Origin of the sequence: Streptomyces sp. CAI-85 (assembly GCF_013363615.1) — a bacterium.
In the GTDB taxonomy this organism is placed as follows: Bacteria; Actinomycetota; Actinomycetes; order Streptomycetales; family Streptomycetaceae; genus Streptomyces; species Streptomyces antibioticus_B.
This window is the reverse complement of record NZ_JAANNX010000008.1, coordinates 1-25,550: the sequence shown is the minus strand read 5'-3', so window position 1 is coordinate 25,550 and position 25,550 is coordinate 1. Positions and strand designations below refer to the sequence as shown.

At 72.7% G+C, this 25,550-nt stretch carries 23 protein-coding genes; 8 read left to right on the top strand and 15 right to left on the bottom strand.

What is annotated here, in order from left to right; all coding sequences use genetic code 11:
• Positions 1 to 363: 363 nt before the first annotated feature.
• Positions 364 to 1,401 (bottom strand): DMT family transporter, encoded by a 1,038-nt coding sequence (locus G6W55_RS12725; RefSeq protein ID WP_175520935.1) that lies wholly within the window; start codon positions 1,399 to 1,401, stop codon positions 364 to 366.
• A 44-nt stretch (positions 1,402 to 1,445) separates the two neighbouring features.
• Positions 1,446 to 2,009, bottom strand: a complete 564-nt coding sequence (locus G6W55_RS12720) for a Clp protease N-terminal domain-containing protein (RefSeq protein ID WP_354800226.1) — start codon at positions 2,007 to 2,009, stop codon at positions 1,446 to 1,448.
• A 231-nt stretch (positions 2,010 to 2,240) separates the two neighbouring features.
• Between G6W55_RS12720 and G6W55_RS12715 the strand changes: the two genes are divergently transcribed.
• Positions 2,241 to 2,669 (top strand): SRPBCC family protein, encoded by a 429-nt coding sequence (locus tag G6W55_RS12715; RefSeq protein ID WP_030798503.1) that lies wholly within the window; start codon positions 2,241 to 2,243, stop codon positions 2,667 to 2,669.
• A gap of 129 nt (positions 2,670 to 2,798) precedes the next feature.
• Here G6W55_RS12715 and G6W55_RS12710 read toward each other — a convergent pair whose 3' ends face one another.
• Positions 2,799 to 3,434: a PadR family transcriptional regulator gene (locus tag G6W55_RS12710; RefSeq protein WP_175520934.1), complete on the bottom strand. Its 636-nt coding sequence runs from the start codon at positions 3,432 to 3,434 to the stop codon at positions 2,799 to 2,801.
• A gap of 151 nt (positions 3,435 to 3,585) precedes the next feature.
• On the opposite strand from G6W55_RS12710, the gene G6W55_RS12705 reads away from it, so the two are divergent.
• Both G6W55_RS12705 and G6W55_RS12700 read left to right on the top strand, forming a co-directional pair.
• Positions 3,586 to 4,365 (top strand): SDR family NAD(P)-dependent oxidoreductase, encoded by a 780-nt coding sequence (locus G6W55_RS12705; RefSeq protein WP_175520933.1) that lies wholly within the window; start codon positions 3,586 to 3,588, stop codon positions 4,363 to 4,365.
• A 107-nt stretch (positions 4,366 to 4,472) separates the two neighbouring features.
• Positions 4,473 to 6,233 carry a SulP family inorganic anion transporter gene (locus G6W55_RS12700; protein ID WP_175520932.1) on the top strand — a complete coding sequence of 587 codons (1,761 nt, stop codon included), beginning with the start codon at positions 4,473 to 4,475 and terminating at the stop codon, positions 6,231 to 6,233.
• A 67-nt stretch (positions 6,234 to 6,300) separates the two neighbouring features.
• On the opposite strand, the gene G6W55_RS12695 is transcribed toward G6W55_RS12700, so the two are convergent.
• The 9 genes from G6W55_RS12695 to G6W55_RS12655 all read right to left on the bottom strand — a co-directional run bounded on the left by G6W55_RS12695 (position 6,301) and on the right by G6W55_RS12655 (position 17,207).
• Complete coding sequence (locus G6W55_RS12695; RefSeq protein ID WP_175520931.1) at positions 6,301 to 7,134, bottom strand: class II glutamine amidotransferase; 834 nt, start codon at positions 7,132 to 7,134, stop codon at positions 6,301 to 6,303.
• Positions 7,135 to 7,219: 85 nt separating this feature from the next.
• On the bottom strand, positions 7,220 to 7,645 hold the full coding sequence (locus G6W55_RS12690) for a hypothetical protein (RefSeq protein WP_375372445.1): 426 nt from the start codon (positions 7,643 to 7,645) through the stop codon (positions 7,220 to 7,222).
• 34 nt (positions 7,646 to 7,679) lie between these two features.
• Positions 7,680 to 8,147 (bottom strand): SHOCT domain-containing protein, encoded by a 468-nt coding sequence (locus tag G6W55_RS12685; protein ID WP_175520929.1) that lies wholly within the window; start codon positions 8,145 to 8,147, stop codon positions 7,680 to 7,682.
• Positions 8,148 to 9,248: 1,101 nt separating this feature from the next.
• The gene (locus G6W55_RS12680) at positions 9,249 to 9,932 is read right to left on the bottom strand and encodes an HdeD family acid-resistance protein (protein ID WP_175520928.1); all 684 of its coding nucleotides are present in this window, start codon (positions 9,930 to 9,932) and stop codon (positions 9,249 to 9,251) included.
• A gap of 153 nt (positions 9,933 to 10,085) precedes the next feature.
• Complete coding sequence (locus G6W55_RS12675) at positions 10,086 to 10,283, bottom strand: hypothetical protein (RefSeq protein WP_030798341.1); 198 nt, start codon at positions 10,281 to 10,283, stop codon at positions 10,086 to 10,088.
• Positions 10,284 to 10,470: 187 nt separating this feature from the next.
• The gene (locus G6W55_RS12670) at positions 10,471 to 10,989 is read right to left on the bottom strand and encodes a hypothetical protein (protein ID WP_175520927.1); all 519 of its coding nucleotides are present in this window, start codon (positions 10,987 to 10,989) and stop codon (positions 10,471 to 10,473) included.
• A gap of 36 nt (positions 10,990 to 11,025) precedes the next feature.
• On the bottom strand, positions 11,026 to 12,693 hold the full coding sequence (locus G6W55_RS12665; protein WP_175520926.1) for an MFS transporter: 1,668 nt from the start codon (positions 12,691 to 12,693) through the stop codon (positions 11,026 to 11,028).
• A 203-nt stretch (positions 12,694 to 12,896) separates the two neighbouring features.
• Positions 12,897 to 15,650 (bottom strand): LuxR C-terminal-related transcriptional regulator, encoded by a 2,754-nt coding sequence (locus tag G6W55_RS12660; protein WP_175520925.1) that lies wholly within the window; start codon positions 15,648 to 15,650, stop codon positions 12,897 to 12,899.
• Positions 15,651 to 16,211: 561 nt separating this feature from the next.
• Entirely contained in the window at positions 16,212 to 17,207 is a 996-nt protein-coding gene (locus G6W55_RS12655; RefSeq protein ID WP_309243697.1) for an NAD-dependent epimerase/dehydratase family protein, read from the bottom strand.
• Between the two features lie 203 nt (positions 17,208 to 17,410).
• Between G6W55_RS12655 and G6W55_RS12650 the strand changes: the two genes are divergently transcribed.
• Positions 17,411 to 18,220: a PhzF family phenazine biosynthesis protein gene (locus G6W55_RS12650; RefSeq protein ID WP_175520924.1), complete on the top strand. Its 810-nt coding sequence runs from the start codon at positions 17,411 to 17,413 to the stop codon at positions 18,218 to 18,220.
• Between the two features lie 14 nt (positions 18,221 to 18,234).
• On the opposite strand, the gene G6W55_RS12645 is transcribed toward G6W55_RS12650, so the two are convergent.
• Complete coding sequence (locus tag G6W55_RS12645; RefSeq protein WP_175521111.1) at positions 18,235 to 19,035, bottom strand: CPBP family intramembrane glutamic endopeptidase; 801 nt, start codon at positions 19,033 to 19,035, stop codon at positions 18,235 to 18,237.
• 149 nt (positions 19,036 to 19,184) lie between these two features.
• Positions 19,185 to 20,702 (bottom strand): glutamate-cysteine ligase family protein, encoded by a 1,518-nt coding sequence (locus G6W55_RS12640; RefSeq protein ID WP_175520923.1) that lies wholly within the window; start codon positions 20,700 to 20,702, stop codon positions 19,185 to 19,187.
• 563 nt (positions 20,703 to 21,265) lie between these two features.
• On the opposite strand from G6W55_RS12640, the gene G6W55_RS12635 reads away from it, so the two are divergent.
• The 4 genes from G6W55_RS12635 (at position 21,266) to G6W55_RS12620 (ending at position 23,568) form a co-directional block, all read left to right on the top strand.
• Positions 21,266 to 21,859: a hypothetical protein gene (locus G6W55_RS12635; protein ID WP_030798328.1), complete on the top strand. Its 594-nt coding sequence runs from the start codon at positions 21,266 to 21,268 to the stop codon at positions 21,857 to 21,859.
• 362 nt (positions 21,860 to 22,221) lie between these two features.
• On the top strand, positions 22,222 to 22,413 hold the full coding sequence (locus G6W55_RS12630; RefSeq protein WP_030798326.1) for a DUF5999 family protein: 192 nt from the start codon (positions 22,222 to 22,224) through the stop codon (positions 22,411 to 22,413).
• A gap of 244 nt (positions 22,414 to 22,657) precedes the next feature.
• Complete coding sequence (locus G6W55_RS12625; protein ID WP_030798323.1) at positions 22,658 to 23,053, top strand: molybdopterin-binding protein; 396 nt, start codon at positions 22,658 to 22,660, stop codon at positions 23,051 to 23,053.
• A 95-nt stretch (positions 23,054 to 23,148) separates the two neighbouring features.
• A complete protein-coding gene (locus G6W55_RS12620) occupies positions 23,149 to 23,568 on the top strand; it encodes a molybdopterin-binding protein (protein ID WP_175520922.1) in 420 nt (139 codons plus the stop codon).
• A 102-nt stretch (positions 23,569 to 23,670) separates the two neighbouring features.
• Here G6W55_RS12620 and gcvP read toward each other — a convergent pair.
• Positions 23,671 to 25,550, bottom strand: a 1,880-nt coding sequence (gcvP, locus tag G6W55_RS12615; RefSeq protein WP_175520921.1) for an aminomethyl-transferring glycine dehydrogenase, incomplete at its 5' end; no start/stop codon positions are given.

Genomic DNA, 25,550 nt, shown 5'->3' with positions numbered 1-25,550 from the left:
GGACACCCCGCCCGGCGAGGGAGGCCCGCCGGGCGCAACCCACCACCACACCTGCCGCGCCGACACTCCGCCGGACCAGACAGCGCGCGCCCGGCATCCCCACACCCGCCACACCCGCCACACCGGCGAACCGTTCAACCCAGGCGGCGCCCAGCCCCTCGGACAACCCGCTCGCTGATTTCCCCCTCGGGCACCCCGCCAGGCGAGGCGATCCGCCGAAGCGACGCCGCGACATCGGCACACGCGCCACGCGGAACTCCGCCCAACCGGACAGCGCGCCCCACCCGCCACCCACAAACCCCGCCCCGCCGACGAACCAGCCGACCCAGGCCACGCCCCCGCCGCCCGGCAAGGGCCGCCGTCTCAGACCACGCTCTCCTGCCGCACCCGCTCCGACTCCGCCTCCGGCCCCGCCCCCGGTACCGGCTCCGGGCTGCCCGTCACGATCGGTGTCGCCGAGCCCTTCGACGGGGTGGAGGACTGTGCGATGAACGCCCCCAGCAGCACCACCGCGCCGCCCGCGATCTGCGGTGCGGAGAGGTGTTCGCCGAGCAGGACCCAGGCCAGGACCGTCGCGATGACCGCCTCCAGGCAGGCCACGACCCCGGCGACCTGCGGGGACAGCCGGCGCACGGAGACCACGCCGGTCACGTACGCGACGACCGTGGCGATCAGCACGATCCAGGCGAGCAGCAGCCAGGCCGGCACCTCGGTGCCGTTCATGTCGGCGCCGTGCCCGAGGACCGAGAAGTCCATGCCCCACGGGCGGGCGACGACGGTCAGCACGAGCGCGCCGACGAGCAGCCCGTACGCGATCACGCCGAGCGGATCGGGCGCGTCCGCGCCGGAGTCGCTGCCCTGGTCGGACAGGACGAAGTAGCCGACCTGGCAGCCGGCGGCGGCCAGCGCGAGTGCCAGGCCGAGGGCGTCGAAGCCGAGTCCGGCCCAGACCTCCACCACACAGGCGAGGCCGCCCACCGCGAGGACCACCCCGAGCGCCGCGGCACGTGTCACCGGCCGACGCTGCACGAACCGCACCCACCCGAGCACCAGCGCGGGCGCCAGGTACTCGACGAGCAGCGCGACCCCGACCGGGATCCGGGAGATGGACGCGAAGTAGAACGCCTGGACGCCGGCCACGCCGAGCAGACCGAACCCGGCGAGCAGCGCGGGACGGCGGCGCACCAGCGCGCGGTGCCGCACGGCGAGCGGCAGCATCACGAGGGCCGCACCGGTCACCCGCAGCCAGACCACGTGCAGCGGATCGAGGCCCGCCTCGATCAGCGGCTTGGCCGCGACCCCGGACCCGCCGAAGGCGATGGCCGACCCGACCGCCAGACCGAGCCCGATGCCCTTGCCGCGGTTGACCGTACTGCTCACAGACGTATGCACGGCACCCATGATGACAGGGCATGACATGACCGTCATCCCCGATGACACCTGTCTCAACGGCTGGACCCTCGCGGACCTCCCTCCCCGCCACGCTCCGGCGGACCGTCACCCAGGCGCGTACGGAGCCCGGGGACGTCGACACCGGCACGGGTGAGGACCTCGACGGCCCGCGCCCGAGGGTCGTCGACGATCGCGGCGAGCAGATCGGCGCCACGCGCGGGGCCCCCGTCCCGCCGGGCGGCTCGCACACCGGCCCGGTCCAGGGCGACGGCGGCCAGCGGGGAGAGCCCCTCGACGGGAGGGGTGCCCGCTCCTACGACGGGCAGGGCCCCGGAGTCCTCGACGCCGCCGCGCCAGCGCAGGCCGTAGCCGATGCTGCGCTGCACAAGGTAGCCGAGCAGCCGGGCGAGCTGGGGGCCGTCGAAGAGGGCGCACACCTGCGGGTCGTGCTCCAGGAGCGAGTGCAGAAGGTGCGCGGTGTCGATCTGCCGGTCCCCGTCCCGCAGCGCCCGGCGGCGCGCGGCGGTCACCGCCGCCGCGGGCTCGGCACCGAGCCCGGCGCGTTCACGGATCGGCTGCCGTGGACCACGGGAAGTACGGGGAGTACGGGGCTGCACTCCCCCACCCCACCAGCCCCGGCCGGCGAGGGCATCCCCGGCGGGAACCATTTCGGCGTCCCACGTCGAGCGGACCGGCCGCGCCGAAATCTCCTCCTCGGGGAGGAGATCAGGCCGCTCCACACTCATTCTGACGGTTCATCAGTATTGAACATTGACGTCCCCGGAGCTACTTTCCGCGACAACGCACGCCGTCGCAGCCGGAGTTGCCCGACACGAAGAGGTGGTCGCATGGCCGAGATCAACGCCGAGGCACGTATCGAGGCACCGGCCGAGAAGGTGTGGGCCCAGCTCACCGACTGGCCGGCGTACGGCGAGTGGAACGCGACCCACACCAACTTCCCTCAGGGCGGCCCCGATTCACTGGAGGTGGGCGCCACCTTCCAGGAGAACATGAAGCTGATGGGCTTCCCGGCCGAGGTCGAGTGGACGGTCGCCGAACTGGAACCGGCCCGCGTGCTGGCCATCCGCGGCAAGGGCCCGATGGCGGTGGACGTCGCGACCCGGTACACCCTCACCCCCGACGGCGACGGGACGACGGTCCGTATCGACGGCGAGTTCACGGGCGCGGCGGTGTCGCTGATGGCGGGCCGGCTCAAGGACTCCGGCACGGCGGCCCTCAACGAATCGCTGCGCAAGCTGGGCGGCCTGGTCTCCTGACACCGGCCGGGCCCCGGGTCCGCGAGACGCCCCGCGGAGTGTTCCGCGGGGCGCCTTCACCGTCGTACGCCATCAAGCCGTCGTATGACATCAAACCGTCGTACGACCTCAAGTGCCGTCCCCGGCCGGTCAGTCCTCGTCGGCGAGGATCAGGTACAGCTTCTTGCGGGCCTCGTTGACGACCGCGAGGGCCTTCTCACGCTGCTCCTTGCTGCCGGCCTTCCAGACCTGCCCGAAGGCTTCCATCAGACCGAAACCGGCCTGGCGGACCTCGCCGAGCGCCTCCCAGTCGACACCGCGGCCGGCGTCCTCCCAGGGGGCGTCGGGGCCTTCCTCGGCGGCCGCGCGGCCCTCCTCGGTGAGCGCGAAGAGCTTCTTGCCGCCCTCGGTCTCACTGCCGATCAGCCCCTCGTCCTCCAGCAGTTGGAGGGTGGGGTACACCGAACCGGGGCTGGGCTTCCACGCCCCGCCGCTGCGCTCGGCGATCTCCTGGATCATCTCGTAGCCGTGCATCGGCCGGTCCTTGAGCAGGGCCAGGATCGAGGCCCGCACATCACCGCGCCGCGCCCTCCCCCTGGGCCCACCACGCCCTCGGCCACCCCAGGGCCCACCGGGCCCGAACCCGCCGCCGGGGCCGAACCCCGGACCACCCGGGCCCCCCGGACCGAAGGGCCCGAAGGCCGCACGCCCGCCCTCGAACCCACCCCGGCCACGCCGGAAGGGGCCGCCCTGACCATGTCCACGCTCATATCCGTGGGTACGCATCGCAACCACTCCATTCCATCGATCGTTGATCTGTCGCGATGCGTCAACGATATATCGGAACACTTCGCTTGGCAAGCATGCGGCAGGCAGGGGGGCGTGCAGGCGGCACGCGGGCGGCGAACGCCCGGTCGGCAGGCCCTAGGGTTCGGGCATGGATTCGCGCAGCTATCTCGCCGAACTGTTCTCGCTGGAGGGCCGGGTCGCCGTGGTGACCGGGGGGAGTTCCGGCATCGGGCGGGCCGTCGCCGGGGCGCTCGCGCGGGCGGGGGCGAGCGTGGTGGTCGTGGCGCGCCGGGAACCGGAGCTGGCCGAGACGGTGGCGGAGCTGACGCGGGACGGCTGCCGGGCGGCCTGGGTGAGCGCCGACCTGGGCAGCCGCGAGGGTGTGCACACGGCGGCGGAGCGGGCCGTCGAGGCGTTCGGCGAGCCGGACATCCTCGTCAACAGCGCCGGGATCAACCTGCGGCCGCCGCTGGACGAGCTGGGCGACGACGTCTGGGACGCCACCATGGCCGTCAACCTGGAGGCGCCGCATCTGCTCAGCCGCCGGTTCGGGCCCGGCATGGCCGAGCGGGGTTTCGGCCGGATCATCCACGTCACCAGCCAGCAGGCCCACCGCGCGTTCGTGCAGAGCGGCGCCTACGGCGTCTCGAAGGGAGCGCTGGAGTCGCTGGCCCGCTCGCAGGCCGAGGCGTGGTCGCCGTACGGCGTCACCTGCAACACGCTGGTGCCCGGCTTCGTCATGACACCGCTGAACGCCCGGCTGTCCTCCGACCCGGAGCGGGTCGCGGCCCTCGCCGCGCGGACCATGGTCGGCCGCAACGGCCTGGCCGGCGACTTCGCCGGTGCCGCGGTGTTCCTGGCGAGCCGCGCCTCGGGCTATGTCACCGGTCAGTCGATATTCGTCGACGGCGGCTTCTCGGTGCACTGAACCGGCATCTGGACCGGCATCTGGACCGGCAACTAGTCCGGTATCTGAACCGGCACGACGTGGGACGTCCCCGACCGACCGGGTGAGGCGATGTGGAAGGGCGGTCGATGACGACCACGAACGACGGACGGCAAGCGGACTCCTGGTGGCGGGCCGTCCCCGGGATCCGGGCGGTGACGACGTACCGGCGCGCCTGGCTGCCGAAGGACCTGGTCGCCGGGGTCGTCCTGACCACCCTGCTGGTGCCCCAGGGCATGGCCTACGCCGAACTCGCCGGACTGCCGCCGATCACCGGTCTCTACACGACGATCCTCTGTCTGCTGGGCTACGCGGTGTGCGGGCCGTCCCGGATCCTGGTGCTGGGCCCGGACTCCTCGCTCGGACCGATGATCGCCGCGAGCGTGCTGCCCCTGGTGGCGGCCGACGGCGACCCCGACCGGGCGGTCGCGCTGGCCTCGATGCTCGCGGTGATGGTGGCCGCGATCATGATCCTGGCCTCGGTGGCGAAGCTCGGGTTCGTCGCCGACCTGATCTCCAAGCCGACCATGATCGGCTATATGAACGGCCTGGCCCTGACCATCCTCATCGGTCAGCTCCCCAAGCTGCTCGGCTTCAAGGTCGACGCGGACCATCTCGTCGAGGAGGCCGCCGGGGTCGTGGAGAAGATCGCGGACGGCGCGGTGGTGCCGGCCGCCGCCGCGGTCGGCTGCGGCGGGATCGCGCTGATCCTGGTCCTGCAACGGCTGCTGCCGAAGATCCCCGCCGTGCTTGTCATGGTGGTCCTCGCGATCGCCGCGGCCGCCGCCTTCGACCTGGGCGGGCGCGGGGTGAACCTGGTCGGTCAACTCCCGGAGGGTTTCCCGCCGTTCACCCTGCCCGACGTCCGGCTCTCGGACCTGGCGCCGCTGTCGGTCGGTGCGCTGGGCATCGCGCTGGTCTCCCTCGCCGACACCATCTCCAACGCCTCCGCCTTCGCCGCCCGCACCGGCCAGGAGGTCCGCGGCAACCAGGAGATGGCCGGCGTCGGCGCCGCGAACCTCGCGGCCGGCCTCTTCCAGGGCTTCCCGGTCAGCGCCAGCGGATCCCGTACGGCGGTGGCGGAGCGCACCGGGGCCAGGAGCCAGCTCACCGGCGTCGTCGGCGCGGCGCTGATCGCCCTGATGCTGCTGGTCGCCCCCGGCCTCTTCCGCAACCTCCCCCAGCCGGCCCTGGCCGCCGTCGTCGTCACCGCGTCCCTGTCCCTGGCCGACATCCCCGGCACGGTACGGCTGTGGCGGCAGCGCCGGGCCGAGTGCCTGCTGTCGCTCGCCGCGTTCGCCGGGGTGGCCCTGCTCGGTGTCCTGGAGGGCATCGCGATCGCGGTGGCCCTGTCGGTGCTGAACGTGTTCCGGCGCACCTGGTGGCCGTACAACACCGTGCTGGGGCGGGTGAAGGGGCTGGAGGGGTACCACGACGTGCGCTCGCACCCGGGGGCCGAACGGCTGCCGGGGCTGGTGCTGCACCGGTGGGACGCGCCGCTGATCTTCGCCAACGCCAAGACGTTCCGCGACGAGATCCTGCGGCTCGCCCGCACCGAACCGAGGCCCACCTGGATCGTGGTCGCGGCGGAGCCGGTGACGGACGTCGACACGACCGCCTCGGACGTCCTGGAGGAACTCGACGCGACCCTCAACGCCGAGGGCGTCCATCTGGTGTTCGCCGAGCTGAAGGACCCGGTGCGCCGGAAGATCGAGCGGTACGAGCTGACCCGCACCATCGACCCGGAGCACTTCTTCCCGACGGTGGAGGCCGCCGTCGCCGCGTTCCGGCAGCGCACGGGGGCACGGTGGCAGCCGGCGGATGGTGACGCGACGCGGCCTGGGGAGTGAAGGTGACGCTCAAGCATCCTGCGGCGTGAAGGTGACGCTCAAGCATCCTGCGGCGTGAAGGTGACGCTCAAGCGGCCTGGGGAGTGAAGGTGTGCATCTCGTCGTCGCCGTCCTCCACCACGCCGTACGTGCTCTCGGGCACCTCGTTCCAGGCGCCGGGGAGGTCGCCCAGCGGTTCGGAGACGATCAGACGGGTCTCGTCGGAGACCTCCTGAAGGAAGCCCAGATCGGGGTGGAGCTGGCGCAGGGCCTGCACCCGGGTGCTGTAGAACAGCGACCGGGACTGCTTCTGGCTGGAGTAGCGGAAGGCCCACATCCGCCGCCCCTCCGTCACCGCGACCGTCATCTGGAGCGGGTACTCCACGCCGTGTTCGCGACCGACCCGCTCGACGAAGCCCGCCATGCGGGCGACGGCGCCCGGCGGGTCGTCCTCCAGACCGAAGGTGAGGGCCAGGTAGAACATCATCTCCGAGTCCGTCGAGCCCTCCATGTCCAGGAAGAGCTGGGGGTCGACGGCCAGCGCGAGGTCACGCCGGGTCCGGTGGAACTCGGCGATCGCGCCGTTGTGCATCCACATCCAGCGGCCGTGCCGGAAGGGGTGGCAGTTGGTCTGCTGGACCGCCGTCCCGGTGGTGGCGCGGATGTGCGCGAAGAACAGCGGCGAGCGGATGTGGTCGGCCAGCTCGCGCAGGTTGCGGTTGCTCCAGGCCGGCCCGATGTCCCGGAAGACGCCGGGGGTCCTCATCCCCTCGCCGTACCAGCCGATCCCGAACCCGTCGCCGTTGGTCGTCTCGACGCCGAGCCGCGAGTGCAGGCTCTGGTCGATGAGCGAGTGCTCGGGTTTGTACAGGATGGTGTCCAGCAGGATGGGCGTTCCCGAGTAGGCGAGCCAACGGCACATGGTCCCCTTGCCTTCCTGGTCGGCGGTGTCGCTGTCCGGGCCGGTGCGTGGGGGGCTCCCCGCACCGGCCCGGTCCCGGACCGCTCTAGTAGCCGGAGTCCTCGGTCGGGCGTGCCACGCACAGGCCCCAGATGATGAACGCGGAGAACGCGATCATCACCACGGACCAGACCGGGTAGTACGGCAGGGACAGGAAGTTGGCGATGATGATGAGCGAAGCGATCGCCACACCGGACCAGCGCGCCCAGGTGGCGCCCTGGAACAGACCCATGCTGACGATCACCGCGACCACGCCGAGGGCGAGATGGATCCAGCCCCACCCGGTGAGGTCGAACTGGAAGACGTAGTCGCGTGTGGTGACGAAGATGTCGTCCTCGGCGATGCCCATGATGCCGCGGAAGATGTCGAGCACCCCGGCGATCATGAGCGTCACGGCGGCGAAGACCATCAGGCCCTCGGCCCACTGTCGCCTCGCGGACGACGTCTCTTGCGTGGCGTGTGTCATCCCGATGCCTCGATTCGGTGTCGTTCGGTGTGCCCGGGGCTCAGCGGCTCGCGCCGGTTCCGGAGGCGACCGGTCCGGGGCGGTCCGCGGGGGGCTGGTCGCCCAGGATCTGCGCCTTGGCCCGGCGGAACTCCTCGTCCGTGATGTCACCGCGGCTCTTCATCTCGGACAGCTTGTGGAGCTGGTCGACACTGCTGCCGGAGCCGCCGCCGTGACCCTTGGCGGTGTCACGGATGTACTGGTCGAACTCCTTCTGCTGCGCACGCGCCTGGGCCATCTCGCGCTTGCCCATGTTCTTGCCGCGGGCGACCACGTAGACGAACACGCCCAGGAAGGGCAGGACGACGCAGAACACCAGCCAGCCGGCCTTGGCCCAGCCGCTGAGGTCGTCGTCGCGGAAGATGTCGACGACGATCCGGAACAGCAGCACGAACCACATGACCCACAGGAAGAAGACCAGCATGGTCCAGAACGCGCTGAGCAGCGGGTAGTCGTACGCGAGGTACATGTCTCCTCCGTTCCGGGCGTTCGCCCGATGTCCGTCCGGGCCTGCGCCCGACATACGCCCCGGACCTGAGCCCGAGCCCGTACCGCTCTCAGCGTGCGCACGGCAAGAGGCCGGCGCCTCACCCGGGGAGGGTGATCGGGGGGTTCACCCGGGGTGGGGTGGGGGTTGGGGGCGGGCGGGGTCTTTGGAGGGGGACGGGGACGGTGGAGTTGATCGTGGAGGGGGGAGCGGTGGGCCCGGCTGATCTGGTGGAGCCGGTGGGTCAGGCGGAGCTGGTGCCCTCGGTCGGGCTGGTGGGGTTCGGCGAGCCAGGCGGAGCCGGTGTGGGCTGGGCGAAACCGGTGGGCCCGGCGGGTCCGGTGGGCCGGGCGGGGTCGGTAAGTACGGGGCCTGTAGGTCCGGTGAGCAGGCGGAGTCGGTGGGGTCCAGCAGCCTCGGCGGGCTTGGCGAACCCGCAGGCTTGGCAGACCTGGCAGGTCCGGCGGGCCAGGCAGGTGCGCCGGACCAGGTGGCTCCGGCGGCTCCGGCGGGCCAGCCTGACTAGCCGGATGGGCAGGTCCCACTGCACGCGCCAGCCCTACCGGCCACTGGAACCGTCGACCAACTGGACCCGCCGGATACGCGGTCCTGTGGGACCAGCCGGACCTGCCAGATTCGCCAGCCCTACCGGACTCCCCGGGCCAACCGCTCGCGCCGGACCTGCCGAGCCAACGGGCCCACCATGCCTGCCGCATCAGCCGAAGGCGACGGTCCCCACCGCACGCGTCGGCCCGACGAACCACACGGAACTCACGACGCCCGCTGGAGGCGCCGGCCCTACCGCATCCCCGGACCAACCAGACGCCCCGGATCCACCGACCCTGCGCACCAGGCGATCTGCCGAACCAACGGAACCCGCCAGGCATGCCGGATGGACCAGCGCCTCCGGATCCCGGGCCAACCGCACGCGCCGGTCCCGCCGAACCAACAGGACCCGCCCGGCGTATCCCAAGACCTACCGGGTCTGACGGACCAACGGCCCCGCCAGCACCTCCCCCGAACACGGCGACCTCACCGGCCCCGGGCCACCCCAACCCTCCAGACACCCCCGCCGCCCCCGAACTACCCGTCTCCCCCACCAGAAACCCCCGCCCGCCGCAGCGCCGACCTCCACGCGAGGGCGACTGCCACCTCGACCAGGCCGATCAGGACGAGCCAGAGGCCGAGGAGGCGGGTCAGGGCGCGGGCCGATTCCGTGGGGAGGGCCAGGACGACGATGCCGGCGACGATGGCCAGCAGCGCCGCGCCGAGCACCCAGCCGCGGTGCGGCAGATCCTTGGCGCTGAGCGCCGTGAACAGGGTGAGCATGCCGGACACCAGCCACACCACCCCGACGATCAGCGAGAGCGCGGCGATCGTCTGCAACGGGTTCCGCAGGCACAGCACACCGGCCAGCACGTACAGCACGGCAAGCAGCAGCCCGGGCAGCCGTTCCCCATGGTCCTCGCGGCCGAACGCCGACACGAACCGGAACGCCCCGGCCACCAGCAGATACAGACCGATGAGCACCGCCAGGACGTGCAGCGTCTCGTCCGGCCACACCAGGACCAGGATGCCCGGCACCAGCGTGGCGACGGCCGAGCCGAGGATCCACGTCCAGGACCGGCCGAGCGCGGTGAGGGTGGCGGTCGGATCACCGCCGTAGGGCCGGCCGGCGACGGGGGCCGACCCGTAGGGGTCCGCCTCCGCCCCGCCGGGTTCGAACTCCGGTCCGCTGTGCGGTGCCGGACCACGCGACTCGGTCATGGCTCCTCCTCGCACGCTCCGGCGGACCGCGATCGGACCGCCGACGGGGCGGTGTGTGGTGACCCCACCCGAGAAGCGTGTCGCCCGTCCCCCGGCCCCGGGTCACCCTCCACGGGTGATACCGCCACCGGAAAGAGGGACGACGACCCGCCGTCACTCCGGAAGCTGGCGCATCTCCAGCACCCGCAGCCCCAGCGACTGGCAGCGGGCCAGCAGTCCGAACAGGTGCGCCTCGTCGACGACCTGCCCGAACAGCACCGTCTGACCGGACATCACGACATGGTCCAGCTCCGGAAACGCACTCTTCAGCGCCTCCGTCAGATGTCCGTCGACGCGGATCTCATAGCGCATGAGCTGCTCTCCCCGGGTGGGCCTGGGACAGGCGGGCTGCGCCCTCACTCCGGCGATCCGATCCTCCTACCACTCCTGCGATCCTCCGCCCGGACGGACCCCCCGGCCTCACCCCGTGCAGGTGATAAGCCCCTCCCGAGCGCCGGTTCCGCCCCTGCCGACCCCACACCCAGCCCCACGACCCGCCTCAATGCTTCAGGAACAGCTTGAACGAAATGATCACCAACCCGAGCACCAGATTCACCACCCCACTGACCGCCACCATCCCCCACCCGGCCCCGGCCCGCCGCGCCGCGGCCGCCGACCAGCCCACCTGCCCCGCGACCGCCACCGACAGCGCGAACCACAGGGCGCCCTCCACATCGAGGCCGAGCAGCGGACTGACGGCCACTGCTGCGGCGGGCGGAAAGGCCGCCTGGACGATCGGCCACTCGTCGCGGCACACGTGCAGCAGCATCCGCCGGTCCGGCGTCCGCCGCGTCAGCCGCGCGCCGAACACCTGGGCGTGCACATGCGCGAGCCAGAACACCACACCGGTCAGCACCAGCAGGATCACCAGTTCCGCCCGCGGGAACGAGCCCAGGGTGCCCGCACCGACGATCACGGACGTGGCGAGCATGGAGCCGTAGACACCACCGGTGTAGTCGGCACGGGCCCGGTGCTCCTCACCGCGGCCGGCGCCCGCGTCGGGCTCGGTCCGGGACATGGCGGCCTCCTTGGACGGGGTCAGCCGAAGACGGAATCAGCCGGCCGGACCGGCCGGACCGGACAGATCAGATGCATCGGACTCACCGGCCCCGCCACCCCCACCGCCACCCCCTCCAGCCGACTCGCGACGCACCCCCGCCCGCCCCGGCAACCCCGGCGTCACCAGCAACGCGGCGAGCGTGACACCCCCCGCCGCCAGAACCGCCGCCTTCAAGCCGTCGAGCTGCGCCGCCGCGTACGAGTCCACCAGCGCGTCGACCTCACCCGGCGGCAGTCCCGCCCGCTCGGCACCCGTGCGCACCTGGTCGGTGGAGACGAAGCTGACCCCGGACTCCAGGGCCACCCCGGTCTGCTGCCGGGCCTGCTCGGACAGCCGTGGATCGTCCTCGATCTCGGTGGTGAAGGCATGGGCGAGCGCGCCGACGAGCAGTGACCCGATGAGCGCGGTGCCGAGCGCCGACCCCAGGTTCTGGGCGGTGAACTGAAGGCCGCCGACCTCGCTGCGCTCCGCCTCACCGACGCTGGACTGCACGATGTTGCCGAGCTGCGAGGCGAGCAGCCCCATGCCGATGCCGAGCAGGGCCATGGCACCGGCGAACTGACCGTCGTCGATGACGGGGTCGATGGTCGCCAGCAGCCACACGACGGAGGCGGCCAGCAGAAGCAGCCCCAGCCGGACCACCCGGCGTGGCCCGACCGCCCGTCCGAGCGGCGCGGCGGCGAGCGAGGTCACGAGCATGGTCGCGGACACCGGCAGCAGCCGCAGCCCCGTCTCGAAGGCGTCGAACCCCTGGACCACCTGGAGATACAGCGGGATGGCAAAGAACAGCCCCAGCAGGATGAGGTTCTGGGCGAGCAGGGTCAGCAGCCCGGAACGCAGCGCCGGGACGCGCAGCAGCCCGAGGTGGAACAGCGGGTCCTCCCTACGGGCCTCCCGGCGCCGCTCCCAGTGCGGGAAGGCGGCCAGGACGACCGCTCCGGCCGCGATGACGAACAGCGTCGGCGCGAAGCCCAGCACGGTGAAGGGCGGGTTGCGGGGCTGCACCCACCCCCAGCTCCCGCTCTGGAGCACGCCGAGCACGCACAGCCCCAGCCCGGCGGCCGACAGCACGGCGCCCACGCCGTCCAGCCGGGGGCGCGGGCCGGTCCGGGGGGCTTCGGTGACCACCCGGTGGCAGAGCAGCATGACCAGGACGACCACGACCTCGCCCGCGAACACCAGCCGCCAGGTGAGATACGTCGTCACCCAGCCGCCGAGCAGCGGTCCGACGGCGATGCCGGCCCCGGCGAGGCCGCCGATGACGCCGTAGGCGACGGCCCGGTCGCGTCCCTGGTAGGACTCGGCGACGAGGGCCGCCATGGCCGGCAGCACCAGCGCGGCGCCGATCCCCTCGATCACGGACCAGCCCAGCGCGAGCATCCAGAGGGTGGGCGCCACGGCGGTCAGGGCGGATCCGGTGCCGTAGACGACGAGTCCGACGAGGAACAGCCGACGCCGTCCGAAGATGTCCCCGAGCCGGCCGCCCACGATCATGAAGGCGGCCATGACCAGCGCGTACAGCGTGATGACCGCCTGGATGGCCGTGACCTCGGTGTCGAAGTCCTCGACCAACTGGCTGATCGAGACGTTCATGACCGAGGTGTCCAGGACCATCAGGAACTGGGCCGCGCCCAGGACGGCCAGGGCCCGCCAGCGTGCCATCGTCCACCTCGTCCGGTCGGGGCCGGGGTGCGCCGGCCGGGATCGGCCGACGAGGCTGCCGGCCCCCGCGACCGGCCGCCACCCCGATCCCACCCGAGGAACCCCCGACGCGCCTCACCCGCCACGGGCGAGACACACCGGTACCGGTACCACGCGTACTGCGCGTACTGCGCGTACTGCGCGTACTGCGCGTACTGCGCGGGTCAGATCAGTCCCAGCTCCCGCGCCCGGCGCACGGCGTCGTTGCGGCGGTTCACCGACAGCTTCCGGTAGGCGCTCTTGAGGTGCGTCTTGACCGTGTTCACGGAGACGTACAGGTCGGCGGCGATCTCCTCGGTCGACATCATCCGGGACAGCCGCAGCACCACATCGCGCTCACGGCCGCTCAGCTCCTCCACGACCGGCGGCTGCGGCCGGTCCTCGGGCGGGACGGAGGCGGGGGTGGAGCCGGAAGCCGCACCGGGACTCGTGCCGTGCGCGGAACCAGGGGTGAGCCAGTCCTCGGCCAGTGCGCGCAGGGGCGCGGTGGTGAGGAAGGGCCGGATCCAGGGCCCGGCCTCCAGGAACGGCCGGCGCAGCAGATCCCGGCGCGCGTCGTGCAGGGCCTGTCCGATCAGCCGGCGGGCGGCGGCCGGATCGCCCGTGTCGTCGGCGGCCTGCGCGCGCACCAGGGTGGCGCGGACCGTGACGGCGGGCCCGGTACGGCCGTCGGGGCGGAGCCGGTCGAGCAGTTCCCGTGCCGCGTCGGGGCGTCCGGCGGCGAGCCGGGCCCGGGCGGCGGCCACGACGGCGGGCCCGCGGTCGTCGGGCAGCCGTTCCTCCAGCAGCTCGACGGCGGCCTCGGCACGCCCGGCGGCGAGGTGCGCGGCGGCGGCCACGAGGGCGGTCTGCGTACGGACCCAGGGCGATTCGGTGACGGCGTCGACGGCGGGCCCGGTCGCCGCGAGGGCGGCGCGGGTGTCACCGCGTGCCAGGTGGAGGCGGGCGGTGGCGAGCGCGCGGCCGGCCTCCAGCACCGGGTCGCACAGCGCGGGGTGCGGGGCGTCGGCGACGGTGAGCAGCGCGTGGGCCCGCCGCAGTTCGTTCCGTTCCACGGCGACGGCGGCGAGGACCGTGCGGGCGACGCCGGACCCGGCGGGCTCGGGCAGCCCGAAACGCTCGGTCTCCGTCATCGCGGCCCGTGCGGTGCGCTCGGCCCGGCCCGGCCAGCCGTTCAGTTGTTCGATAAGCGCGAGCCGGCCCAAGGCGTCCTCGCGCAGCAGGGCCGTGGCGGCGCCGCCCGCGCACTCGGCCACCTCGGTGAGGGTGGCCCGTGCCTCGTCGTAACGGCCGGCCCACAGCAGGGCGGATCCCAGGTGGGCCTGGAGGAGGGCGGTGACCTCGGGGTGTTCGTCCAGGAGCCGGGCCGGGATGCGTTCGCGCAGCCGTACGGCGGTCTCGGCGGCCTCCTCGGCCGGTCCGGCGGCGCCGGTGAGCCGGGCGGCCAGGGCCTTGAGCAGGGCGCAGCTCAGTTCGGCGGCGGCCGTGTCGGGCGGGTCCGCCGCCCGGCGCAGCTCCGCGAGGGCCTGTTCGGCGCGGTGCAGCGGGGCGCGGCCGTGGTCGGGGTCGCGGCGGGCGAGGTCACGGGCGGCGCGCACCAGGTCCGGCGCGGGGCCGTGGGCCTCGGGCGCCATGCCCGCGAACAGGTCGACCAGGTCGTCCGAGTGCAGTCCCGTGAAGAGCCGGCCGATGGCGAGGTCGTCGACCAGGGCGCCCGCGGTGAACTCCCAGTCGCCCGCGGCGGCGCCGTGCGTGAGCGTCTCGGTCAGGGATCCGGAGCGCCGTAGCCAGCGCGCGGCCCGGCCGTGCAGTTCGGGTTCCAGGCCGGGTTCGCGCATCCGCAGATGGGCCCGGAGGATCTCGCCGAACAGCGGGTGCAGCCGGTAGCTGTCGTGTCCGAGGTGCTCGACGAACGCGTTGTCGCGGTGCAGTCCGGCCAGCAGCGGTCCGGCGTCGGACCGGCCGGTCAGGGCGTTGGCCAGCTCGGGGCCGAACCGTTCCAGGACGCTGACCCGCAGCAGCAGGTCCTGGATCTCGGGGCTCTGCCGTTTGAGGACCTCGGCCAGCAGGAAGTCGGCGACGGTGGAGCGGTCGGCCTCGAACTCCTTGAGGTACCGCTCCGGATCCGGGTCCTCCTGCGCGGCGAGCGCGCACAGCCGCAGCCCCGCGGCCCAGCCCCGGGTGCGCTCCACCAGGGCCTGCGCGGCGCTCACCGGGAGCGTCAGGCCGTGCAGCGCGAGCAGGGCGGCGGCCTCCTCCGGGGTGAAGGCCAGTTCCGCGCCCCGGATCTCGGTGAGATCGCCGGCGGCGCGGTAACGGTGCAGGGGGAGCAGGGGTTCGGTGCGGGTGACGAGGACGAGGCGCAGGCCGGCCCCCGCGTGGTGCAGGACGAACTCCAGTTGCTCCGCGATCTCCGGGTCGGTCACCCGGTCGTACTCGTCGAGCACCAGGACGACGGGCTGCTCACGGGTGCTCAGCTCGGCGGCGAGCCGGGCCAGCAGGGTCTGGGGCACATGGCTCGCGTCCGCCGGGCTGCCGCCGCCGGGGGGCAGGGTGACGCCCGCGGGGCGCAGTGCCTCGATCAGGTAGGCCCAGAACACGCCGGGCCCCAAGTCCGCGGCGTCGGTGGTGAACCAGGCGAGGGGGCCCTCCACACCGGCCGCCCAGTCGGCGAGCAGCAGGGTCTTGCCCGCACCTGCGGCGCCGTTGACCATCGTCAACGGGGTGCCGAGGGCCTGGTCCAAGTGAGTGACCAGCCGGTCGCGCCGCAGAAAGGTCGCGGGACGCGCGGGTATCGCGAACCGGGTCCGCAGATAGGGATCCCCGCGCGGATCCGCCTCCGCCGCGCGCGGGTCGTCCGACGCGCGTGGGTCCGCCGACGCCGTCGGCTCCGGATCGTCCTCGTCCGGCCCAGCCATCCGTTCACCGCCCTGGTCGACCACGAGGTCATGAGGTGACGCTCGCCACCTTCAGCATCCCAGCGATCCGCCGACCGCGCCCTACGAGAGCGACCCGGTCCCCGGCGCGGTACCGGCCGACTCCCACAGATCGCCGGCGAGACACCGGTGACCCTGCGCGCCCCAGGCGAACCGCCGCCCAGCGGTGGACGAGCCAGCCATCGGGCACCCCGCGAGCCGCGAGCGCGGGCCCGGCCGGACGACGCGCCGACCACGGTCCACAAGTCCTCGGCGAGGCACCAGCGGCCTGCACGACCAGGGCGAACCGCCCCGCCGCCGCCCGCACTCGACCAGAAACGCGGATGGCCGCGGGCCCGCGCTCACCCACCTGCGGGCGAGCCCGCTCCCCGCCTCAAGACCCGCGCCACCACCCCCGCGACCCGCGAGAGCGGACCCGACCCAAGCAAGGTGTCAGCCCACCGACCCACTTCCACGGCTCCTCGGCGAGTCAGGTACTGGTGGCCCGATCAGGGCGAACCCCACCCCCACCCGAACCGCCCCGCAGAAAACAGGCGCCGCGCCTCACCCGCCCGCAGGCGAGCCCGCTCCCCCGGCCTCCCGCAGCCACCCCCGATACCAAGCCGCCACCCCCGCAAGCCGTGACAGCGGACCCGGGCCCGGTGACGTGCCTGCCAGCTTCCACAGGTCGTCGGTCAGGTACCAGTGGTCCTGCGCCGCCAGGGCGAACTGCCGTTCCGAGACCCGCCCCGGTGTCGTCCGCAGCCGCTCCAGGCAGTCGGCGAGGGGCCAGTCCGCGTCGGGGCGGGGCGGGAGCACGCCCACCGCGGCCAGTTCGGCCAGCAGGGCGCCGATCCGTACCGGCTCCGGATGTCCGGCGTGATAGGTGCCGGGCGGTACGACGGACGGCCCCACGGCGATCGCGGCGATCAGCCGGCCGAGGTCACCGGCGTCCACCACGGTCTGCTCCGCCTGGCCGCCGTCCCACTCGACCGGCACCCGGTCCACGAGTTCCCGCAAGCCAGGGACGACCCAGCGGTCCCCGGCGCCGAGCACCATCCCCGGCCGCAGCACCACCGCGCCCGCCCGGCGCGCATACGCCTCCCCCGCGAGCCGGGTCCGGCTCACCGCGGACACCGGCTGGGGGGCGATCTCGTCGACGGCGATCCCCCGGTGCGGCCCGGCGCCGTAGACGGCGGCCGTGGACAGATGGACCACCCGCGCCGCTCCGGCGCGCTCGGCCTCCGCCATCAGCGCCCGGGTGCCGCCCACGTTGACGGCCTCACACCGCTCCTCGTCCGCGCCGATGTACGACGCGAGGTGGACGACCGCCGCCGCGTCCTCGCAGAGCCCGCGCACGGACGCGGGGTCGGTGAGGTCGCCGCGCACCCACTCCACGGTGCCGGGCGGCGGCACATCAGGAACGGCGCGCACCAGCGCCCGCAGCCGTGGCGTGGGACAGTCGCCGTCGGTTCCCTGCAATTCCGCCAGCGCGCGCAGCGCGTGCGACCCGATGAACCCGGTCGCCCCCGTCACCACCACCGTGCCGTTCCCCGCCACCCCGTCCTCCCCTCACCACACATCCCGGATGCCATGAACTGCCGTTAAATATAGGGCAGTTGACCACCGATGATCACCGACACCGGCCGATCGCCCCGCAGAGCGACCAGCCCCGCACAGCGGTCAGCCCCACGGAGCAGTCGGTCCAGGACTCCCGGATTGGCCTTGGCCGCCGGCCTCCGCCACCGCCTACCGTCACCACCATGCGGATTCGAATCGTCGACGCCTTCACCGACCGCCCCTTCGCCGGCAACCCGGCCGGGGTCCTGCTCCTCGACGCCTTCCCAGGCGGCGACCGGCTCCAGAACATCGCCCTGGAGGTCAACCACGCCGAGACGGCGTTCGCCCACCCGCTCCCGGCCGGCGGCGAGGCGGACTGGGCGCTGCGCTGGTTCACCCCGGCCGCCGAGGTCGACCTGTGCGGCCACGCGACCCTCGCCACGGCCCACGTCCTGCACTCGACGGGCACCCACGAGGGACCCGTACGCTTCGCCACCCGCAGCGGCGTCCTGGTGGCCACGCCCGCCGAGGACGGCTCCATCACCCTGGACTTCCCGACCGCTCCGCTCACCCCGGTCACCCTGCCGGACGGCGTCACCGAGGCCCTGGGCACCGAGCCGCTCTCCGCCCACGACACCGGCCCGCACGTCGGTGACCTGCTGCTGGAGCTGCCCGACGAGAAGTCCGTGCACGCCCTGCGCCCCGATCACCGGGCCCTCGGCGCCCACTCCCGCCGGGGCGTCATCGCCACCGCCCGCGCCGAGAACCCCGAGCTGGGCTACGACTTCGTCTCCCGCTGCTTCTTCCCGAACATCGGCATCGACGAGGACCCGGTCACCGGCAGCGCCCACACCGCGCTGGCCCCGTTCTGGGCCGAACGTCTCGGCCGTACGACGCTCACCGGGCTCCAGGCCTCACCGCGCGCCGGCCGCGTCCGCACGGAGCTGCGCGGCGAACGCACCCTGCTCGGCGGCCGCGCGGTCACCGTCATCGAGGGCGAACTGCTGGCCTAGAGAGCGGCGTACGCCTACGGCGTGGGCAGCCACGACACCTTCCCGGCCAGCAGCGCGTACCCGACGAACGCCCCGATGTCGAGCAGCGTGTGCGCCACCACCAGCGGCCCCACGCGGCCCCAACGCCGGTACAGGAACACGAAGACGACGCCCATCACCATGTTGCCGATGAACCCGCCGATGCCCTGGTAGAGGTGGTACGAGCCCCGCAGGACCGAGCTGGCCATCAGCGCGTTCCCGGGGCTCCAGCCCAACTGCCGCAGCCTGCGCAGCAGATAGCCGACGACGATGACCTCCTCCAGGACGGCGTTCTGGAGGGCGGACAGGATCAGCACCGGGAACTTCCACCACACGTCGGGCAGCGCCTCGGGCACCACGGTGAGGTTGAAGCCGAGCCCCCTGGCCAGCAGGTAGAAGGCGATGCCCGCGCTGCCGATCACCGCGGCGATCGCGGCGCCGCGCCCGAGGTCGAACCAGGGCCGGGTGCGGTCGAAGCCGAGGGTGCGCAGCCCCTGGCCCTCGCGCATCAGGAAGTGCGCGACGAGGGCGACCGGGACGAGCGCCGAGGCGATCCCGAAGAGCTGCCACGCCAGATCGAGCCAGGGGCGGCCCGGCGCGGCGGACGCGTTGAGGGTCGCCGCCTGGTCCTTCAGCCCGCCCGGTTTCGTGACGGATCCGACAAAGCTGATCAGCGCGGCCACACCGCTCGCACCGAGCGAGAGCCCCAGGACGAGCAGTGTCTCGTCCCGCAGGATCCGCCGCGGGGGCCGCCCCTGGGGATAGGGCTCGCTCAGCGACCCCGCCTCCACCTGCACACCTGCCTCCAGTACGCCACCGTCATCGGACGTCACAGCTTGCCCGATGATCCTGGCGCGGGCGCCACCGGCCCCCTCGGCCCGCCGCGGTACCGGTGACCGTCACCCCAGCGAAACCGGTGGCCGTCACCCCAGCGAAACCGACCCCCTCACCCCGCCGGCACCGGCTCCGGCAGCCCCACCGGCCAGGTGTGCACCGGCTCGCCCAGGCGCATCAGCTCCGCGTACCGGCGTGTCGTCGCCGCCAGCGCCGCGTCCCGCGCGAATCCCGCCTCCACCGCCTTGTGGAACGTCGCCACCTGCCAGGACGCGCCGTTGACCCGCCGCCGGCAGCGCTCCTCGATGACACCGAGATAGAAGTCCCGGTCGGCCGCCTCCACCCCCCACGCGTTCAGCCCGGACTCCGCGAGCGGCAGCAGCTCCTCGCGGACCAGGCTCACCGCGTCGACCTCGGCGACCCCGCCGAGCCGGCCGCGCCGGGGCCACTGGAGCCGGGCGTCGATGCCGTACCGGCAGGCCGCGTCGAAATTGGCCTCGGCCGTCTCGAACGGCAGCCGGGTCCACACCGGCCGGGACTCCTCGGCGAGCGCGCGGACGACGCCGTAGAAGAAGGCGGCGTTGGCGAGGACGTCGGTGACGGTCGGTCCGGCGGGCAGCACCCGGTTCTCGACGCGCAGATGCGGGACACCGTCGGCGATGCCGTAGACGGGCCGGTTCCAGCGGTACACCGTGCCGTTGTGCAGGACGAGTTCGGCGAGCGAGGGGATCCGGCCGGCGTCGAGCGCCTCCAGCGGGTCCTCGTCGTCGCAGATCGGCAGCAGGGCGGGGAAGTAGCGGAGGTTCTCCTCGAACAGCTCGTAGGCCGAACCGATCCAGCGCTCCCCGAACCAGGTGCGCGGCCGGACGCCCTGCGCCTGGAGTTCCGGCGGGCGGGTGTCGGTGGCCTGCGTGAAGAGGGGCGGCCGCGACTCGCGCCACAGCTCACGGCCGAACAGGAAGGGCGAGTTGGCGCCGACGGCGATCTGCGCGGCGGTCACGGCCTGGGCCGCGTTCCAGACGTCGGCGAAGCGCGCCGGGGTGACCTGGAGATGCAACTGCACGGAGGTGCAGGCCGCTTCGGGCACGATCGACTTCGACGTACAGGAGAGGGTCTCCACTCCCTCGATCCGCAGCGCGAAGTCCTCCCCGCGGGCGGCCACGATCTGATCGTTGAGCAGGGTGTACCGGTCGACCTCGGAAAGATTGGACGACACCAGATCGTCCCGGTCGAGGGTCGGCAGAATACCGATCATCACGATTCCCGCGTCGACTTCACCGGCCTTTCGATGAGCATATGCCAGTGACGTACGGAGTTCCTCCGCGAGCTGATCGAATACCCGCCCGCCCAATCGATGGGGGGCTATGTTCACTTCCAGGTTGAACATGGCGAGTTCTGTTTGGAAATCGCGGCTCGCGATCCGCTCCAGCACCTGACCGTTCAGCATTTTCGGCAGCCCGTCGGCGCCCGCGAGATTCAGCTCGATCTCCAGCCCCATGAGGTTCTTGGGCCGGTCGAAGCGCTTCTGGGCCAGAAGCCGCTCCAGCCCCGTCAGGCAGCGCCGGAGCTTGTCGCGGTACTGCTGCCGATCGGACAGATCGAACGCGCCCGCCACGACCTTCTCCCCCATCGAAGCGTCCCTCCTCGCATGGGCGGGCCGCCACCGCGGCCGCCGGTCTCCGGGTCAGGTGGGATGATGCCCAGCCGGACCGATCGATAACGTCTCCTGACGGGCGTGTGACCCGCTACGCTGACCGGAAACGTCCCCGAGGTGACCGGTGGCACATTCACCGGGCATGCGGCAGAGCGCCCTTTCCCATTGAGAACTCGTGAAAAACGCCGACGACAATGGGCCGACCGCTCCGCGCACATATCCCGAGGTCATCGCCGTGCGACCGCTTTGAATCGGGATTTTCCACGCGTTTCCGCGACCGAATGAACCCTTGCCGAGTGGCCCGGGATCGGGTAGACGAAACACAGTCTGAACACGTGTCGTATAAACTCCGCAAACAAGGCAGAGAAGGTTGGGCATCCACAGTCGAAGGAGCCTGTCGTCCCGGTGGCGGCAGGCCGCTCGCGCACCCCGAGAACCTCAGACTCCGGCCCCCGCCTCTCCGACCACCCGAGAGCTAGCCGACAGCGCCGTCCGCCCCCGCCCTCGCGCCACCGCCTGTGAATGAGAGGCGACCCACCATGCCGCTGCATGTCCCTCCGGCACCCGCGCCCGCCCTCCGCTCCGTCCTCACCGCCCTCGGTTCCCCCACCGCGGTCCGTGAGGCCAGGACACCGTCCCTGCGCACCGCGCAGGGCGAGGCCACGCCCGAACAGCCGCTCCCCCTGCACGTCCTGGACCGGATCACCCCGGAGGGCGTCTCCGCGACCCGGCTGGCCGGCTGGCGGTTCCTGATCCGCTGCGGGGACCGGTCCGTCGCCGCCGCCGACACCCGGCTCACCCCGGACGGCTGGGCGTTCTCGCACTTCTTCGAGGGCCCCTACATCGCCTCCACCGAACGCGCCCTGCGCCAGGCCGAGTCGGCGGACCGGCCGTACCAGGCACGGCTGCTGTCGGTGCCCGGCCTCTACATGCTCACCCTCTGGCTGCACGGCGACACCGAGGGGGACGGCTCCACCGGCCACCCGGCCGCCACCGACCTGCTGGTGCCGCTGGCCCCGGCACCGCCCGGCATCGCCGCCCACCGTCCGCACCGGGTCGCGGAGTTGCTCCCGGTGCTGACCCTCCGGGTGCCGCCGGCGGCCCCGCCCCCGCTGCTCGGCTCACCGGCCTGACCACGCCCGACCCGCGCCCGACGCGACCGAACCCGTACCCCGCCACCACGGCCCCGGTGGCGGGGTACGGTGCCGTTCACGGCCGTCTCCCCCGCGTCCCCGGGCGGACTAGCCCTATCCGGCCACCCGAAACCACCCGAAGAGACAGTGCAGTTGAGATGAACCGCCCGCGTGGGTGATGCGTCATCAACCTGTGAGAAGCGGTGCCACGAAATCCCTGCGGATCGGCGCCCGTGGGGCAACACTGGTTCCGACCACTATCACAACGGGGGGCGGCCATGAAGGACGTGACCGACGCTTCACGCCGCGGGTCAGAAACGACAGCCAACTCATCTCACACGCCAGAGCGGAAGAACCCAGCCATGTGCCAGCACCAGCCACCGTGCCCGACCGCAAGCTCCGCAGACCGGGAGTCCGCCCGCCTCGTGGCGCACCACCCGGAACAGGGCTGGAGCCTGCTGTGCAACGGCGTCCTGCTCTTCGAGGACACCGGCGAACTGCTGCCCGACGGCCAGGTCATCGCCCCGCACCGCCCAGCCGTCACGGCGGCCTGAGACACTCCGGCTTCACGAACGACCCACCGGCCAGGGCCCGTTCGGCACGACTCGGGCGGCGCGGGACCGCCGCCCGGGGCCCACAGCCGCCTGCGCGGGACCTTGCGCAGGGCGTGCCCACCGCCCCCGCCGAGCGCCTCGTTGAGCGCGGCCCACGTGGTCGTCCGTCCCGCATATCCGACGCGCCGGACCCGCACCGGCCCCGGCTCCGCCTTCAGGCGCCCGCGGCCCTATCGTGACCGGCATGCAGTCCTACACAATCGGCCAGGCGGCGCGGCTGCTCGGCGTGAGCCCCGACACCGCGCGCCGCTGGGCCGACGCCGGCCGGGTGACGACCCACCGCGACGACTCCGGCCGACGCCTCATCGACGGCGCCGACCTCGCCGCGTTCTCCGTCGAACTCGCCCGGTCGGACGCCCCGGACGACGAACCCTCGTACACCTCCGTGCGCAACGCCTTCCCCGGCATCGTCACCGCGATCAAGCTCGGCGACGTCGCCGCCCAGGTGGAGATCCAGGCCGGCCCGCACCGCCTAGTCTCCCTGCTGACCCGGGAGGCGGTCGAGGAACTGGGCCTGGAGGTCGGCATGGAGGCCACCGCCCGCGTGAAGTCGACGAACGTCCATATCGACCGCGTCTGAACCACACCCGACCGACCGCGCCCGAACCACGCCCGCCGCGACGCACACCCCCGCATCCCGGGGACGCGCCGTCGCCGCGCCTACGGTGGGTGCCCATGACCCTGAGCATCCGCAACCAGCTCCCCGGCACCGTCACCACCGTCACCGCCGGCGAGGTGATGGCCGTCGTCGGGATCCGTCTCACCGGCGGTCAGGACCTCACCGCCGCGATCACCCTGGAGGCCGTGACCGATCTCGGTCTCGCCGCCGGATCCGCCGTCCGGGCCCTGGTGAAGTCGACCGAGGTCGCCCTCGCCACCGGCCCGGTCGAGGGTCTGTCGATCCGCAACCGGATCCCCGGCACGGTCACCGAGATCGCCACCGGCGAAGCGATGGCCTCGGTCAAGGTGCACATCGACGGCGGCTCGCTGACCTCCGCCGTCACCCGGGAGGCCGTGACCGACCTGGCCCTCGCCACCGGCTCCCCGGTCGTCGCCCTGATCAAGTCGACCGAGGTGTCCCTGGCCACGGCATGACCCGCCCGGCTCCGGGCCCCCAGACAGACAGACCGAGGGCCCCCGCCCTGCCCGGACGGGAGCCCTCGGTCACCGCTTCAACGGCCTGAGCCGCTTCCGCCGTCAGTCGTCGTACGCGTCCAGCGGCGGGCACGAGCAGACCAGGTTGCGGTCACCGAACGCCTGGTCGATCCGGCGCACCGGCGGCCAGTACTTGTCGGCGACGGACACCCCGGCCGGGAACACGGCCTCCTCGCGCGAGTACGCGTGCGCCCACTCCCCGCCGAGCGCGCCCGCGGTGTGCGGAGCGTTCACCAGCGGGTTGTCCTCGGCCGGCCAGTCGCCCGCGCCGACCTTCTCGATCTCCGCGCGAATGGCGATCATCGCGTCGCAGAACCGGTCCAGCTCGCCCAGGTCCTCGGACTCGGTCGGCTCGATCATCAGCGTGCCGGCCACCGGGAAGGACATCGTCGGCGCGTGGAAGCCGTAGTCGATGAGCCGCTTGGCCACGTCGTCCACGCTCACGCCGGTCGCCTTGGTCAGCGGCCGCAGGTCGATGATGCACTCATGCGCCACGAGCCCGCCCGGGCCGGTGTACAGCACCGGGTAGTGCGGTTCGAGCCGCTTGGCGATGTAGTTGGCGCCGAGCACCGCGACCTGCGTGGCCCGCTTCAGCCCCTCGCCGCCCATCAGTCGCACGTACGACCACGAGATCGGCAGGATGCCCGCCGAGCCCCAGGGCGCGGCCGAGATCGGCCCCACGCCCGTCGCGGGCCCGGCCGCGGGCTGCATCGGGTGATTCGGCAGATACGGCGCCAGGTGCGAGCGCACGGCCACCGGGCCGACGCCGGGACCGCCGCCGCCGTGCGGGATGCAGAACGTCTTGTGCAGGTTGAGGTGGGAGACGTCCCCGCCGAAGTGGCCGGGCTTGGCGAGCCCGACGAGCGCGTTGAGGTTGGCGCCGTCCACGTAGACCTGGCCGCCCGCCTCGTGCACCTGCGCGCAGATGTCGGCGACATGCTCCTCGAACACGCCGTGCGTCGACGGGTACGTGATCATCAGCACCGCCAGCTCGTCGCGGTGCTTCTCGATCTTGGCGCGCAGGTCCTCGACGTCGATCTCGCCGTCCTCGGCGGTCTTCACGACGACGACCTTCATCCCGGCCATCACCGCGCTCGCGGCGTTGGTGCCGTGCGCGGAGGACGGGATCAGACAGACCGTGCGCCCCTCGTCCCCGTTGGCCCGGTGGTAGCCGCGGACCGCCAGCAGACCGGCCAGCTCACCCTGGGACCCGGCGTTCGGCTGGAGCGACACCTTGTCGTACCCGGTGACCTCCGCGAGCCGCTCCTCCAGCTCCTGGATGAGCGTGAGGTAGCCCTGCGCCTGCTCGGCCGGCGCGAAGGGGTGGAGCTGCCCGAACTCCGGCCAGGTCACCGGCTCCATCTCGGTGGTGGCGTTGAGCTTCATGGTGCAGGAGCCCAGCGGGATCATGCCCCGGTCCAGCGCGTAGTCGCGGTCGGCGAGCCGGCGCAGATAGCGCAGCATCGCCGTCTCGGAACGGTACTCGTGGAAGACCGGGTGGGTCAGGATCTCGTCGGACCGCAGCAGCCCGGCGGGCAGCGTCTCCTCGGTGACGGCGTCCAGCGCCTCGATGTCCCCCTCGACCCCGAAGGCCGCCCACACGGCGGCGACCTGGGCCCGCGCGGTGGTCTCGTCACAGGCGATCGACACCTGGTCGGCGTCGACGAGGTGCAGGTTCACACCGTTCGCGCGCGCCGCGGCCACGACCTCGGCGGCCTTGCCGGGCACCCGCACGGTCAGCGTGTCGAAGTACGACCCGTGCACGACCTCCACCCCGCCGGCGGTCAGCCCGGCGGCGAGGATCGAGGCGTAGCGGTGCGTGCGCCAGGCGATCGACCGGAGGCCCTCGGGCCCGTGGTAGACCGCATACATGCCGGCCATCACGGCGAGCAGCACCTGCGCGGTGCAGATGTTGCTGGTGG